The organism is Mycobacterium sp. (assembly GCF_035640695.1).
Taxonomy (GTDB): domain Bacteria; phylum Actinomycetota; class Actinomycetes; order Mycobacteriales; family Mycobacteriaceae; genus Mycobacterium.
In genome coordinates this window covers 1-12376 of record NZ_DASQVQ010000077.1, presented here as the reverse complement: position 1 = coordinate 12376, position 12376 = coordinate 1, and the positions used below count along the sequence as shown (strand labels likewise).

Here is a 12376-nt window from a genome sequence, read left to right as displayed (position 1 = left end):
CATCGCCGGCGAGTCGGCGGGCGGCATGTCGGTGTGCGACCACCTGGTTGCGCCGGGTTCCGCCGGCCTGTTCCGCGCCGCGATCATCCAGAGCGGGCCGTGTCAGGCGCAGGCCGACCGGCCCACCGCCGAACGGGTCAGTGTCGACTACGCCGCCGCGCTCGGCTGCGGCGACGTGCAAACGGCCGCCGGCTGCCTGCGCGCGTTACCGCCCGGCAAGCTGACCACCCCACCGTGGTACTACCACGTCGGCGACGACTCGCTGACCGGGCCGGTCACTGGCACCGCGGAGATTCCGATCGACCCGATGACGGCGTTCGCGCAGGGCCGCGCGGCCCGCGTGCCGGTGTTGATCGGCACCAACTCCGACGAGTTCACGCTGTTCGTCGGTCTGCAGTATCTGCGGACGGGCAAGATGCCGCGGTACGCGCAGGCGCTCGACGAGACGTTCGGCGCGCCGGCCGGCCAAATCGCGCCGCGCTATCCGCTGGACCGCTACGGCGGCAGCCCGGCGCTGGCCTATGCGGCCACCGTCACCGACGGCGTGTTCGCCTGTCCCGCCGACCGGATCGCGGACGGATTGGCACGTGGCGCACCTGTTTTCGCCTACGAGTTCGGCGACCGCGCCGCCCCGGCGCCGGAACCGTTTCAGCGGCTGCCGTTTCCACTGGGCGCGAGCCATTCGCTCGAGCTGCGTTACCTGTTCGACATCGGAGGCGCGCCGTTGCCGCCGGCCCAGCGCCGGCTGTCGGACCAGATGATCGGCTACTGGAGCCAGTTCGTCGCCACCGGATCACCGCAAGTGACCGGCGCGCCGCCGTGGCCGGCGCTGGGAAACGATGTCACCACCGGGCCGCGGATGTCGCTGCTGCCCGATGATCTGCGCACGGTGACGAACTTCGACCTAGCTCATCAATGCCCGTTCTGGGCCGGCCTGCCGCCCCGCTAGACGTCGCGACACATGACCGGCGGCGACGACACGTGTGCCGCGCTGACTCGTCACGTGCCGCATCTTACTCTGGAGTAAGAAAGCCTCGATTCCGGCGGCCAACCTCCTCACCAGAGCGGATTTGGCCGCACAGCGGATCGTCAGGCATACTATTCAGGTTGCCTTGCGGCAGGTGCGCGCTTCGGCGCGGGCAGGCCCGGGCATGCGATCGGCGCCCGGACGGGCGCTCCGGTCCCACCCCGTAATGCGACGGATTTCCGGCGTGGACGGGGCTGCGTGCGGGTGACACACCCGACCGCGGGGGTCGGTGAACCAGGACAGGTAAACAGCGGCGGCACAACAGCGCGAACTGCGCCGGGCCATAGGAGTGAGGTAACCAAGCGTGGCGGGACAAAAGATCCGCATCAGGCTCAAGGCCTACGACCATGAAGCGATCGACGCCTCGGCGCGCAAGATCGTCGAGACGGTCACCCGCACCGGCGCCAGCGTGGTGGGCCCTGTGCCGCTGCCGACAGAGAAAAACGTGTACTGCGTCATCCGCTCGCCGCACAAGTACAAGGACTCGCGCGAGCACTTCGAGATGCGCACCCACAAGCGACTCATCGACATCATCGATCCGACGCCGAAAACCGTTGACGCCCTGATGCGCATCGATCTTCCGGCGAGCGTCGACGTCAACATCCAGTAGGAGACCCTGCAGAAATGGCGAGCCAGCGAAAATCCGCCGCACCGCGGCGCGGCATTCTGGGCACCAAGCTGGGCATGACGCAGGTGTTCGACGAGAACAACCGGGTCGTTCCGGTGACCGTCGTGAAGGCCGGGCCCAACGTGGTGACCCGCATCCGTACCCCGGAGCGCGACGGGTACAGCGCCGTGCAGTTGGCCTACGGCGAGATCAGCCCCCGAAAGGTGAACAAGCCGGTCACCGGCCAGTACGCCGCGGCAGGCGTGAACCCGCGGCGGCATCTGGCCGAACTGCGCCTCGACGACCCCGAGGCCGCCGCCCAGTACGAGGTGGGCCAGGAGCTGACCGCCGAGATCTTCTCCGACGGCAGCTATGTCGACGTGACGGGCACGTCGAAGGGCAAGGGTTTCGCCGGCACGATGAAGCGGCACGGCTTCCGCGGCCAGGGTGCCAGCCACGGCGCGCAGGCCGTGCACCGGCGACCTGGATCCATCGGTGGCTGTGCCACCCCGGGCCGGGTGTTCAAGGGCACCCGGATGGCCGGGCGGATGGGCAATGACCGGGTAACGACGCAGAACCTCTTGGTGCACAAGGTCGATGCGGAAAACGGCGTGCTGCTGATCAAGGGCGCCATTCCCGGACGCAAGGGCGGACTCGTCATGGTCCGCAGCGCGATCAAGCGAGGCGAGAAGTAATGGCAGCCAAGACACTGAAGATTGACGTGCACAGCCCGGCCGGCGAGCAGGAGGGCACGGTCGAGCTGCCCGCCGAGCTGTTCGACGTCGAGCCCAACATCGCGCTGATGCATCAGGTGGTAACCGCGCAGCAGGCGGCGGCGCGCCAGGGCACCCACTCGACCAAGACCCGCGGCGAGACCCGCGGCGGCGGCCGCAAGCCGTACCGGCAGAAGGGCACCGGCCGGGCTCGTCAGGGCTCGACGCGGGCGCCGCAGTTCACCGGCGGCGGCGTGGTGCACGGACCGAAGCCGCGCGACTACGGCCAGCGCACACCGAAGAAGATGATCGCGGCCGCGCTGCGCGGCGCGCTGTCGGACCGGGCGCGTAACGGCCGTATTCACGCGGTCACCGAGCTGGTGTCCGGCCGGACGCCGTCGACCAAGAGCGCCAGGGCCTTCCTGGGCAACCTGACAGACCGCAAGCGGGTGCTGATCGTGATCGGCCGCAGCGACGAAACCGGCGCCAAGAGCGTGCGCAACCTTCCGGGCGTGCACGTGCTGGCGCCCGACCAGCTCAACACCTATGACGTGCTGCGCTCCGACGACGTGGTCTTCTCCGTCGAGGCACTGAACGCGTTCATCACCGCGAACATCAAGCAGCAGCAGGAGGCTTCGGCCTGATGGCGACCGTCACCGACCCACGCGACATCATCTTGTCCCCGGTCATCTCCGAGAAGTCCTATGGACTGATCGAGGACAACGTGTACACCTTCGTCGTGCACCCGGACTCGAACAAGACGCAGATCAAGATCGCGATCGAGAAGATCTTCAACGTCAAGGTCGCCTCGGTCAACACGGCCAACCGCCAAGGCAAGCGCAAGCGCACCCGGACGGGATACGGGAAGCGCAAGAACACCAAGCGGGCGATCGTCACGCTGGCGCCAGGTAGCAAGCCCATCGACCTGTTCGGAGCCCCGGCGTAGCCGGCGGATAGCAGAGAGACCTAGAAGACATGGGAATTCGCAGGTACAAGCCGACAAGCCCCGGGCGTCGCGGCGGCAGCGTCTCCGACTTCGCGGAGATCACCCGCTCGACACCGGAGAAGTCGCTGGTACGGCCGCTGCACGGTCGCGGTGGCCGTAATGCGCACGGCCGCATAACCACCCGGCACAAGGGCGGCGGCCACAAGCGGGCCTACCGGATCATCGACTTCCGTCGTAACGACAAGGACGGCATCGAGGCGAAGGTCGCGCACATCGAATACGACCCGAATCGCACGGCGCGGATCGCGTTGCTGCACTACCTCGACGGCGAGAAGCGCTACATCATCGCGCCGCAGGGACTCGGTCAGGGCGACCGGGTGGAGTCCGGCCCGAACGCCGACATCAAGCCCGGCAACAACCTGCCGCTGCGAAACATCCCGGCCGGCACCCAGATCCACGCCGTGGAGCTACGACCGGGCGGTGGTGCGAAGTTGGCCCGTTCCGCCGGCTCGAGCATCCAGCTGCTCGGCAAGGAGGGCAGCTACGCGTCGCTGCGCATGCCCAGCGGCGAGATTCGCCGCGTCGACGTGCGCTGCCGCGCCACGGTCGGCGAGGTGGGCAACGCCGATCAGGCGAACATCAGCTGGGGCAAGGCCGGCCGCATGCGCTGGAAGGGCAAGCGCCCCAGCGTTCGTGGTGTGGTGATGAACCCGGTTGACCACCCGCACGGCGGTGGTGAGGGCAAGTCCTCCGGCGGCCGCCACCCGGTGAGCCCGTGGGGCAAGCCCGAGGGCCGCACCCGCAGGGCACACAAGGCAAGCGACAAGCTGATCGTCCGACGCCGGCGCACCGGCAAGAAGCATCACCGGTAGAGGTAGCCAGGAGTTCATGGAATGCCACGCAGTCTGAAGAAGGGTCCGTTCGTCGACGGCCATCTGCTCAAGAAGGTCGACGCGCAGAACGAGAAGAACACCAAGCAGGTCATCAAGACCTGGTCGCGTCGCTCGACGATCATCCCCGACTTCATCGGGCACACCTTCGCCGTGCACGACGGCCGTAAGCACGTCCCGGTGTTCGTCACCGAGGCGATGGTCGGGCACAAGCTTGGCGAGTTCGCGCCGACTCGGACGTTCAAGGGCCACATCAAGGATGACCGAAGGGCCAAGAGGCGATGACGAGCACCGAGTTTCCGACCGCGGTCGCGAAGGCCCGCTTCGTGCGGGTCTCGGCGACCAAGGCGCGCCGGGTGATCGACTTGGTGCGCGGCAAGCCGGTGTCCGAGGCCCTCGACATCCTGCGGTGGGCGCCGCAGGCCGCCAGCGAGCCGGTCGCCAAGGCGATCGCGAGTGCGGCGGCCAATGCGCAGAACAACAATGGCCTGGACCCGTCCACGTTGGTGGTGGCGTCGGTGTTCGCCGACGAGGGCCCGACCTTCAAGCGCATCCGACCCCGCGCGCAGGGTCGTGCGTTCCGGATTCGCAGGCGCACCAGCCACATAACGGTGGTCGTGGAGAGCCGCCCGCAGCGTGGTGAGCGCGCCGGCAGGTCGGCCAGCGCCGCGCGGGCCCGCCGCGCACAAGCCAGCAAGGCCGCCGGAGCCGCACGGTCGGCGACATCGGACACCGGAGCCGCACGGTCGGCGACATCGGACACCGGAGCCGCGCGGTCGGCGACATCGGAGACTGCGACGAAGGCGCCCGCCAAGAAGGCAGCCGCCAAGAAGGCAGCCGCCAAGAAGGCGCCCGCCAAGAAGGCCGCCGGGTCGGCGACATCGGGCACTGCGACGGACGCGCCCGCCAAGAAGGCGCCCGCCAAGAAGGCCCCGGCAAAGAAGGCGCCCGAGAAGGCTTCCGAACCGAAGGGAGGCTCGCAGTAGTGGGCCAGAAAATCAATCCGCACGGCTTCCGGCTCGGTATCACCACCGACTGGAAGTCGCGGTGGTATGCCGACAAGCAGTACGCCGATTACATCAAGGAAGATGTCGCGATCCGGCGGCTGCTGGCCACCGGTCTCGAGCGCGCCGGCATCGCCGACGTGGAGATCGAGCGCACCCGCGATCGGGTCCGCGTCGACATCCACACCGCGCGGCCGGGCATTGTGATCGGGCGGCGCGGCACCGAGGCCGACCGCATTCGCGCCGACCTGGAAAAGCTGACCGGCAAGCAGGTTCAGCTCAACATCCTCGAGGTCAAGAACCCGGAGTCGCAGGCGCAACTGGTGGCCCAGGGCGTGGCTGAGCAGCTTTCGAACCGTGTCGCGTTCCGCCGCGCGATGCGCAAGGCGATCCAGTCGGCGATGCGTCAGCCCAACGTCAAGGGCATCCGGGTGCAGTGCTCGGGCCGCCTCGGCGGCGCGGAAATGAGCCGCTCGGAGTTCTACCGCGAGGGCCGCGTCCCGCTGCACACGCTGCGCGCCGACATCGACTACGGCCTGTATGAGGCCAAGACCACCTTCGGTCGCATCGGTGTGAAGGTGTGGATCTACAAGGGCGACATCGTCGGTGGCAAGCGGGAGCTGGCCGCTGCACCGCCATCCGGCGGGGAGCGCCCGCGGCGCGAGCGCCCGTCCGGCACCCGGCCTCGCCGCAGCGGCGCGTCGGGCACGACGGCGACGAGCACCGAAGCGGGCCGCGCCAGCGCGGAAGCCGCGGCCGGTGTGGAAGAGGCGCCCGCGATCGCTGAAGCCGCTGCGGGCACCGAAGCCGCGGCCGGCGAGTCCACCGCGCCGCCCACCGACACGGCGACCGAAACGCAGAGCACGGAGAGCTGAATCATGTTGATCCCCCGCAAGGTCAAGCACCGCAAGCAGCACCATCCCAAGCAGCGCGGCATCGCCAGCGGCGGCACCACGGTGAGTTTCGGTGACTACGGCATCCAGGCACTTGAGCACGCCTACATCACCAACCGGCAGATCGAGGCGGCCCGTATCGCCATCAACCGGCACATCAAGCGTGGCGGAAAGGTGTGGATCAACATCTTTCCGGACCGTCCGCTGACCAAGAAGCCCGCCGAAACCCGCATGGGTTCGGGCAAGGGTTCACCGGAGTGGTGGGTGGCCAACGTCAAGCCGGGCCGGGTGCTGTTCGAGCTGAGTTACCCCAATGCGGAGATCGCCCGCGCCGCGTTGACCCGTGCGATCCACAAGTTGCCGATCAAGGCACGCATCGTGACCCGAGAGGAGCAGTTCTGATGGCGGTGGGAGTGTCCGCTGGCGAGCTGCGCGAGCTCACCGACGAAGAGTTGACCGAGCGGCTGCGCGAGTCCAAGGAAGAGTTGTTCAACCTGCGCTTCCAGATGGCGACCGGCCAGCTCAACAACAACCGTCGGCTGCGCACGGTGCGCCAGGAGATTGCGCGCATCTACACGGTGCTGCGCGAGCGTGAGCTGGGTCTGGCCTCCGGTCCCAGCGGTGAGGAATCGTGATGGCAGAGAAGACGACCGGCGATACCGCGGCGAAGGCCACCAAGGCCGCGCCGAAAGACAAGGGGCCCAAGCACACTCCGCGCAAGCAGAAGCCGCGCGGCCGGCGTAAGACGGCAATCGGCTACGTGGTGTCTGACAAGATGCAGAAGACAATCGTCGTCGAGCTCGAGGACCGCATGAAGCACGCGCTGTACGGCAAGATCATCCGCACCACCAAGAAGGTCAAGGCGCACGACGAAGACGGCATCGCGGGCATCGGTGACCGGGTTTCGTTGATGGAGACCCGTCCGTTGTCGGCGACCAAACGCTGGCGGCTCGTCGAGATCCTCGAAAAGGCTCGCTGACCGGCGAGGTTTTGGCGAGGCCCTCGCTCAGTGCGGCCGGCCGCTACCGGCGAGAACGCTTGGCCTGCACCTCTATTCCATCGAGCACGTGTCGGATCCCGGCATGGAAGTCGGCGAGCTGATCGTGGTCAACGCGATCGAACGCGCCGGCTTCCAGTGCCGCGGCCAGCGACCGGCTGGCTGGGATGGACGATCCCCGGTGGCGACCGTCCAGTGGTGGCCGCGTCGGGCGCAGCGGCGCCAAGAACGGCGCCAAGAACGGCGCCAAGAACGATGCCAACAAGTAATGCCGCCGTCGTCAATTCCGGGACAAACCGACAGGTAGCGGGTGTAACGTCGCCGCCACCCACGAACATGGCGGAGCGACCGCAGAACGGAGCCGGCGATGGCCACGGAGTTTCAGGGCAAGATCGAGGTGGATATCCGGGATTCCGAACCGGATTGGGGCCCGTACGCCGCGCCGACGGCGCCCGAGGGCGCGCCGAACGTCCTCTACATCGTCTGGGATGACACCGGCATCGCCACCTGGGACTGCTTCGGCGGTCTGGTCGACATGCCGACCATGACCCGGATCGCCGACCGCGGCGTGCGGCTCTCGCAATTCCACACGACCGCGCTGTGCTCGCCGACCCGGGCGTCGCTGTTGACCGGGCGCAACGCCACCACGGTCGGCATGGCGACGATCGAGGAGTTCACCGATGGGTTCCCGAACTGCAACGGCCGCATCCCGTACGAGACCGCGCTGTTGTCCGAGGTGCTCGCAGAACAGGGCTGGAACACCTACTGTGTCGGCAAGTGGCACCTGACTCCGCTCGAGGAGTCGAATCTCGCTTCGACCAAACGACATTGGCCATGTTCGCGCGGGTTCGAGCGATTCTACGGGTTCATGGGCGGCGAAACCGACCAGTGGTACCCCGATCTGGTGTACGACAACCACCCGGTGGCGCCGCCGGCCACCCCGGACGAGGGCTACCACCTGTCAAAGGACATCGCCGACAAGACAATCGAGTTCATCCGCGACGCGAAGGTGATCGCCCCGACCAAGCCGTGGTTTGGCTACGTGTGCCCGGGCGCCGGGCATGCCCCGCACCACGTCTTCAAGGAATGGGCCGACCGCTATGCCGGCCGGTTCGACATGGGTTATGAACGCTATCGCGAAGTGGTACTGGAAAACCAGAAGCGGCTGGGGCTGGTGCCGCCGGACACCGAACTGTCGCCGGTGAACCCGTACCTCGATGTCAAGGGCCCCAACGGCGAGCCGTGGCCGCCGCAGGACACCGTGCGGCCCTGGGACACACTCAACGACGAAGAGAAGAAGCTGTTCTGCCGGATGGCCGAGGTGTTCGCCGGCTTCCAGAGCTACACCGACGCCCAGCTTGGCCGAGTACTGGACTATCTCGAGGCGTCCGGCCAACTGGACAACACGATCATCGTGGTGATCTCCGACAACGGCGCCAGCGGCGAGGGCGGCCCGAATGGCTCCGTGAACGAAGTGAAGTTCTTCAACGGCTACATCGACACCGTCGAAGAGAACATGGGCTTCATCGAGAATCTCGGCGGCCCCGAAACATACAACCACTACCCGATCGGCTGGGCGATGGCGTTCAACGCGCCGTACAAGCTGTACAAGCGCTATGCCTCCCACGAAGGCGGGATCGCTGATCCGGCGATCATCTCGTGGCCGAGAGGCATTGCGCCACATGGCGAAGTGCGCGACAACTACGTCAACGTCTGCGACGTCACGCCGACGGTGTACGACCTGCTCGGCATCACTGCGCCCGCGACCGTGCGCGGCGTCGCGCAGAAGCCGCTCGACGGCGTGAGTTTCAAAACGGCGCTTACCGATTCGTCGCTTCCCACCGGCAAGCACACCCAGTTCTACACGATGCTGGGCACCCGCGGTGTCTGGCACCAGGGTTGGTTCGCCAACACCGTGCACGCCGCGACACCGGCCGGCTGGTCGCACTTCGACAAGGACCGCTGGGAGCTCTACCAGATCGAGGCCGACCGCAGCCAGTGCCACGACCTCGCCGCTGAGCAGCCCGACAAGCTCGAGGAGATGAAGGCGCTCTGGTTCTCCGAGGCCGCCAAGTACAACGGGCTCCCGCTGGCCGATCTCAACATTATCGAGACGATGACACGCTGGCGGCCGTATTTGGCCGGCGAGCATGACGCCTACCCCTATTACCCGGGCACCGCCGACGTCGGCATCGGTGCGGCAGTCGAGATCCGCGGCCGGTCGTTTGCGGTGATGGCCGAGGTCACGATGGACACCACCGGCGCCGAGGGGGTGTTGTTCAAGCAGGGCGGCGCGCACGGCGGCCACGTGCTGTTCGTCCAGGATGGACGTCTGCACTACGTCTACAACTTCCTCGGCGAGCAGGAACAGAAGTTGTCGTCGTCGGGTGCGGTTCCGTTGGGTAAGCACACGTTCGGTGTCGCCTACGACCGCACCGGCACCGTGGCGAACAGCCACACCCCGCTCGGCGACGCGACGCTGTACATCGACGACAGCGTCGTCGCCACGCTGGAGGGCGTGCAGACCCATCCCGGGACATTCGGCCTGGCCGGTGCAAGCCTGAGCATCGGGCGCAACAGCGGTTCTCCGGTGTCGCGCGCGTACAAGGCGCCGTTCCCGTTCACCGGCGGCACGATCGCGCAGGTCAACGTCGATGTGTCGGGGAAGCCCTACCTCGATCTGGAAAGCGCGTTCGCGGAGGCGTTCGCCCGCGATTAACGTCCTACCCTGGACACATGCTGACCGAGCTGGTCGAGGTGCCCGGCGGATCGTTCCGCATGGGCTCGACGGGCTTCTACCCCGAAGAGGCGCCCATCCACACCGTGGTCGTCGGCGCCTTGGCGATCGAGCAACATCCGGTCACCAATGCGCAATTCGGCGAATTCGTCAGCGACACCGGCTACGTCACGGTCGCCGAACAAGAGCTCGATCCCGCGTTGTATCCCGGTGCGGCGGCGTCGGACCTCGCGCCGGGCGGGCTGGTGTTCCGGCCGACGGCCGGACCGGTCGATCTGCGCGACTGGCGGCAGTGGTGGGCCTGGGCGCCGGGCGCGAGCTGGCGCCATCCCTTCGGGCCGGATTCCGACGTGTCCGGCAAGGCCGACCACCCGGTGGTGCAGATCGCCTACGCGGATGCGCTGGCCTACGCGCGCTGGGCCGGCCGCCGGCTGCCGACCGAAGCCGAATGGGAGTACGGCGCGCGCGCCGGGGCGGCAACCACCTATCCCTGGGGTGACCAGCCCGCGCCGAGCGGCCAGTTGATGGCCAACACGTGGCAGGGCAAGTTCCCGTACCGCAACGAGGGCGCCCTTGGCTGGTTCGGCACCTCGCCGGTCGGCACGTTCGCGCCGAACGGCTTCGGGCTGGTCGACATGATCGGCAACGTCTGGGAGTGGACGACGACCGTCTACACCGCGCATCACCGGGTCGGCGGCGCCCAGCAGACGGCCTGCTGCGCGCCCGCCGTGGACCCGGCCGTCAACCAGACGCTCAAGGGCGGCTCACACCTATGCGCGCCCGAGTACTGCCACCGCTACCGGCCGGCAGCACGATCGCCGCAGTCCCAAGACAGCGCGACGACCCACATCGGGTTTCGCTGCGTGGCCGACGCGGCTTAACCGAACCCGAACCTTCCTTGACGACAGCATCTGTATAGCAGCATCTGTATAGCTCGTTCAGTTCGTACTAAACGTACTAGTATCGGTTTGTGTCGCCGGGTGAGGCCGAGTTCGTCGGCCGGATGGGCCTGTTCTTCGAGATGGCGGGCGGTCCGCGCACCATGGGCCGGGTGTATGGGTGGCTGCTGATTTGTGACCCGCCGGCGCAGTCGTTGACACACTTGGCGCAGGCGTTGTCGGTCAGTAAGGCCTCGGTCAGCACGGTGGCCCGCCTCTTGCAGGACGCCGGCATGATCGAGCGGATACCCAGCTCGACGCGGCAGCACCTGTATCGGGTCACCCCGGGCGGGTTTACCAGTGTGCTGGGCACTCAGCTGTCGCGCATGAGCCTGGGGGTCGCGGCGGCCGAGTTCGGGTTGTCGATTTTGGCTGAGAACCGGGCCGAACAGCGGGAACGCCTGGAGGACTTCCGCGACTTTTGCGAGTTCTCCGCCCACGAGTACGGGCAGCAGTGGATGGCTTCGTGGAACGAGTATCGCGAGAAACGGAGGCGCTCATGACGAGCCGCACGGGCAAGCTTGACTTCACCGCGGTGGGTTGGCGCTCGGTTGAGTGGACAGCCTTGTGCACGCTGTACTTGCGGGCCTGCGAAAGCCGGCTCTGCGATCCGATGCTGGGCGATCACTTCGCCGCCGAGGCGGTGGAGCGCATCGACTATGACTGGCACCGGATGCACCGTGCCGCGTTGCCGTGGACTACTCAGTTCCGGGTGGCGTTGCGCGCGAGGCAGTTCGACGCCTGGACCACCGACTTTGTGAGCCGTCATCCCGATGCGGTGGTGCTGCATCTAGGGTGCGGACTGGACAGCCGGGCGTTGCGGGTGGCCCCGCCGCCCGAGGTGCAGTGGTTCGATGTCGACGTGCCCGAACTGATCGCGTTGCGGCGCAGGCTCTGTGACGGCACCGATGGCTATCGGATGATCGGCGCCCGGGTCATCGATCCTGGCTGGTTGGACGAGGTTCCGGCCGAGCATCCGACGCTGATGGTCGCCGAAGGTCTGTTGCCCTACTTGACCGAGGCCGAAATTCGGCAGCTGCTTGAGCGCATCACCGACCGGTTCGGCAGCGGCGAAGTGATTTTCGACGTGCTGTCGCAGTGGGGACCGCGCACCTCGAAGCTGATCAAGTCAGGTGTCCGCGACCGCCGTGAAATCGAACGGTGGAACCCACGGCTGCGCTGTCTGGAGTCCACGTCGGCGATGAGCGGATACGAGCGGATCCCGCTCACGCCCCAGCGACTGGTCTTCGGGAGCCTCTATAGACTGCCGATGGTGCGCGACTCGCACCGCTTGTATCGCTTCTCATTTAACCGCGCCAACGGCTGACAACACGCTTTACCGCCCGGGCCAGCCACCGCCGTGGAACGGACCGGCCCCGGGCCACCCACCGCCGGCGAAGGCCGGCGCCTTGAGTGTGGGCGCCACGCTCGGAGCTGAAAGCACTCCCGACTGCACGGAATTCGTCGTCGTCGTATCGGCGATTACGGCCGTGACATTCCCGTTGAGGTCCCGGTCGGCGCCCATAGCCAGCGTAAGGACGGCCATCGTCAGGACGGCGGCTGTCGCCACCGCAATCAATGCCGCTTGAAGCGGGCGTGGCGCAAGCCCGGTCGAACGCCCAAC

Annotated in this window: 18 protein-coding genes; 16 read left to right on the top strand and 2 right to left on the bottom strand. The window is 67.2% G+C overall.

All coding sequences use genetic code 11. The features are described 5' to 3' along the window. From VE759_RS09705 to rpsQ, 12 genes are all read left to right on the top strand, one after another. The coding region (locus VE759_RS09705) for a carboxylesterase family protein (protein WP_324930985.1) at positions 1–949 on the top strand (949 nt) is incomplete at its 5' end. A gap of 382 nt (positions 950–1331) precedes the next feature. Continuing rightward, positions 1332–1637 carry a 30S ribosomal protein S10 gene (rpsJ, locus tag VE759_RS09700; RefSeq protein WP_280834476.1) on the top strand — a complete coding sequence of 102 codons (306 nt, stop codon included), beginning with the start codon at positions 1332–1334 and terminating at the stop codon, positions 1635–1637. Positions 1638–1651: 14 nt separating this feature from the next. Then, complete coding sequence (gene rplC, locus VE759_RS09695; RefSeq protein WP_324930979.1) at positions 1652–2329, top strand: 50S ribosomal protein L3; 678 nt, start codon at positions 1652–1654, stop codon at positions 2327–2329. Beyond that, positions 2329–2991, top strand: a complete 663-nt coding sequence (rplD, locus tag VE759_RS09690; RefSeq protein WP_324930977.1) for a 50S ribosomal protein L4 — start codon at positions 2329–2331, stop codon at positions 2989–2991. Before rplC ends, rplD begins: the two co-directional genes overlap by 1 nt. Further along, positions 2991–3293, top strand: a complete 303-nt coding sequence (rplW, locus tag VE759_RS09685) for a 50S ribosomal protein L23 (protein ID WP_324930976.1) — start codon at positions 2991–2993, stop codon at positions 3291–3293. Before rplD ends, rplW begins: the two co-directional genes overlap by 1 nt. Before the next feature lie 29 nt (positions 3294–3322). Continuing rightward, positions 3323–4165: a 50S ribosomal protein L2 gene (rplB, locus tag VE759_RS09680; protein ID WP_324930973.1), complete on the top strand. Its 843-nt coding sequence runs from the start codon at positions 3323–3325 to the stop codon at positions 4163–4165. Positions 4166–4186: 21 nt separating this feature from the next. Then, entirely contained in the window at positions 4187–4468 is a 282-nt protein-coding gene (gene rpsS, locus VE759_RS09675; protein WP_324930970.1) for a 30S ribosomal protein S19, read from the top strand. Beyond that, entirely contained in the window at positions 4465–5169 is a 705-nt protein-coding gene (rplV, locus tag VE759_RS09670; protein WP_324930967.1) for a 50S ribosomal protein L22, read from the top strand. The genes rpsS and rplV overlap by 4 nt, the downstream gene beginning before the upstream one ends. Further along, a complete protein-coding gene (rpsC, locus tag VE759_RS09665; protein WP_324930964.1) occupies positions 5169–6062 on the top strand; it encodes a 30S ribosomal protein S3 in 894 nt (297 codons plus the stop codon). The genes rplV and rpsC overlap by 1 nt, the downstream gene beginning before the upstream one ends. Before the next feature lie 3 nt (positions 6063–6065). Beyond that, a complete protein-coding gene (gene rplP, locus VE759_RS09660; protein ID WP_324930961.1) occupies positions 6066–6482 on the top strand; it encodes a 50S ribosomal protein L16 in 417 nt (138 codons plus the stop codon). Further along, positions 6482–6715 carry a 50S ribosomal protein L29 gene (gene rpmC, locus VE759_RS09655; protein WP_324930957.1) on the top strand — a complete coding sequence of 78 codons (234 nt, stop codon included), beginning with the start codon at positions 6482–6484 and terminating at the stop codon, positions 6713–6715. The genes rplP and rpmC overlap by 1 nt, the downstream gene beginning before the upstream one ends. Continuing rightward, positions 6712–7059: a 30S ribosomal protein S17 gene (rpsQ, locus tag VE759_RS09650; RefSeq protein ID WP_414687870.1), complete on the top strand. Its 348-nt coding sequence runs from the start codon at positions 6712–6714 to the stop codon at positions 7057–7059. Before rpmC ends, rpsQ begins: the two co-directional genes overlap by 4 nt. A 43-nt stretch (positions 7060–7102) precedes the next feature. Here rpsQ and VE759_RS09645 read toward each other — a convergent pair whose 3' ends face one another. Beyond that, positions 7103–7339, bottom strand: a complete 237-nt coding sequence (locus tag VE759_RS09645; protein WP_324930951.1) for a hypothetical protein — start codon at positions 7337–7339, stop codon at positions 7103–7105. Positions 7340–7444: 105 nt separating this feature from the next. Here VE759_RS09645 and VE759_RS09640 point away from each other — a divergent pair, with 105 nt between their 5' ends. The 4 genes from VE759_RS09640 to VE759_RS09625 all read left to right on the top strand — a co-directional run bounded on the left by VE759_RS09640 (position 7445) and on the right by VE759_RS09625 (position 12079). Beyond that, positions 7445–9796 carry an arylsulfatase gene (locus VE759_RS09640; protein WP_324930948.1) on the top strand — a complete coding sequence of 784 codons (2352 nt, stop codon included), beginning with the start codon at positions 7445–7447 and terminating at the stop codon, positions 9794–9796. 17 nt (positions 9797–9813) lie between these two features. Beyond that, complete coding sequence (locus VE759_RS09635) at positions 9814–10695, top strand: formylglycine-generating enzyme family protein (RefSeq protein WP_324930946.1); 882 nt, start codon at positions 9814–9816, stop codon at positions 10693–10695. A gap of 89 nt (positions 10696–10784) precedes the next feature. After that, positions 10785–11255 (top strand): MarR family transcriptional regulator, encoded by a 471-nt coding sequence (locus VE759_RS09630; protein ID WP_324930943.1) that lies wholly within the window; start codon positions 10785–10787, stop codon positions 11253–11255. Continuing rightward, entirely contained in the window at positions 11252–12079 is an 828-nt protein-coding gene (locus VE759_RS09625; protein ID WP_324930940.1) for a class I SAM-dependent methyltransferase, read from the top strand. Before VE759_RS09630 ends, VE759_RS09625 begins: the two co-directional genes overlap by 4 nt. A gap of 9 nt (positions 12080–12088) precedes the next feature. On the opposite strand, the gene VE759_RS09620 is transcribed toward VE759_RS09625, so the two are convergent. Beyond that, positions 12089–12376: hypothetical protein (locus tag VE759_RS09620; protein ID WP_324930938.1), on the bottom strand; the 288-nt coding region annotated here is incomplete at its 5' end.

Excerpts from the sequence above, each read along its gene's own strand:
- rplC (WP_324930979.1), top strand. The coding sequence starts at position 1,652 with ATGGCGAGCCAGCGAAAATCCGCCGCACCGCGGCGCGGCATTCTGGGC.
- rplD (WP_324930977.1), top strand. The coding sequence starts at position 2,329 with ATGGCAGCCAAGACACTGAAGATTGACGTGCACAGCCCGGCCGGCGAG.
- rplW (WP_324930976.1), top strand. The coding sequence starts at position 2,991 with ATGGCGACCGTCACCGACCCACGCGACATCATCTTGTCCCCGGTCATC.
- rplB (WP_324930973.1), top strand. The coding sequence starts at position 3,323 with ATGGGAATTCGCAGGTACAAGCCGACAAGCCCCGGGCGTCGCGGCGGC.
- rpsS (WP_324930970.1), top strand. The coding sequence starts at position 4,187 with ATGCCACGCAGTCTGAAGAAGGGTCCGTTCGTCGACGGCCATCTGCTC.
- rplV (WP_324930967.1), top strand. The coding sequence starts at position 4,465 with ATGACGAGCACCGAGTTTCCGACCGCGGTCGCGAAGGCCCGCTTCGTG.
- rplP (WP_324930961.1), top strand. The coding sequence starts at position 6,066 with ATGTTGATCCCCCGCAAGGTCAAGCACCGCAAGCAGCACCATCCCAAG.
- rpmC (WP_324930957.1), top strand. The coding sequence starts at position 6,482 with ATGGCGGTGGGAGTGTCCGCTGGCGAGCTGCGCGAGCTCACCGACGAA.
- VE759_RS09640 (WP_324930948.1), top strand. The coding sequence starts at position 7,445 with ATGGCCACGGAGTTTCAGGGCAAGATCGAGGTGGATATCCGGGATTCC.
- VE759_RS09635 (WP_324930946.1), top strand. The coding sequence starts at position 9,814 with ATGCTGACCGAGCTGGTCGAGGTGCCCGGCGGATCGTTCCGCATGGGC.
- VE759_RS09625 (WP_324930940.1), top strand. The coding sequence starts at position 11,252 with ATGACGAGCCGCACGGGCAAGCTTGACTTCACCGCGGTGGGTTGGCGC.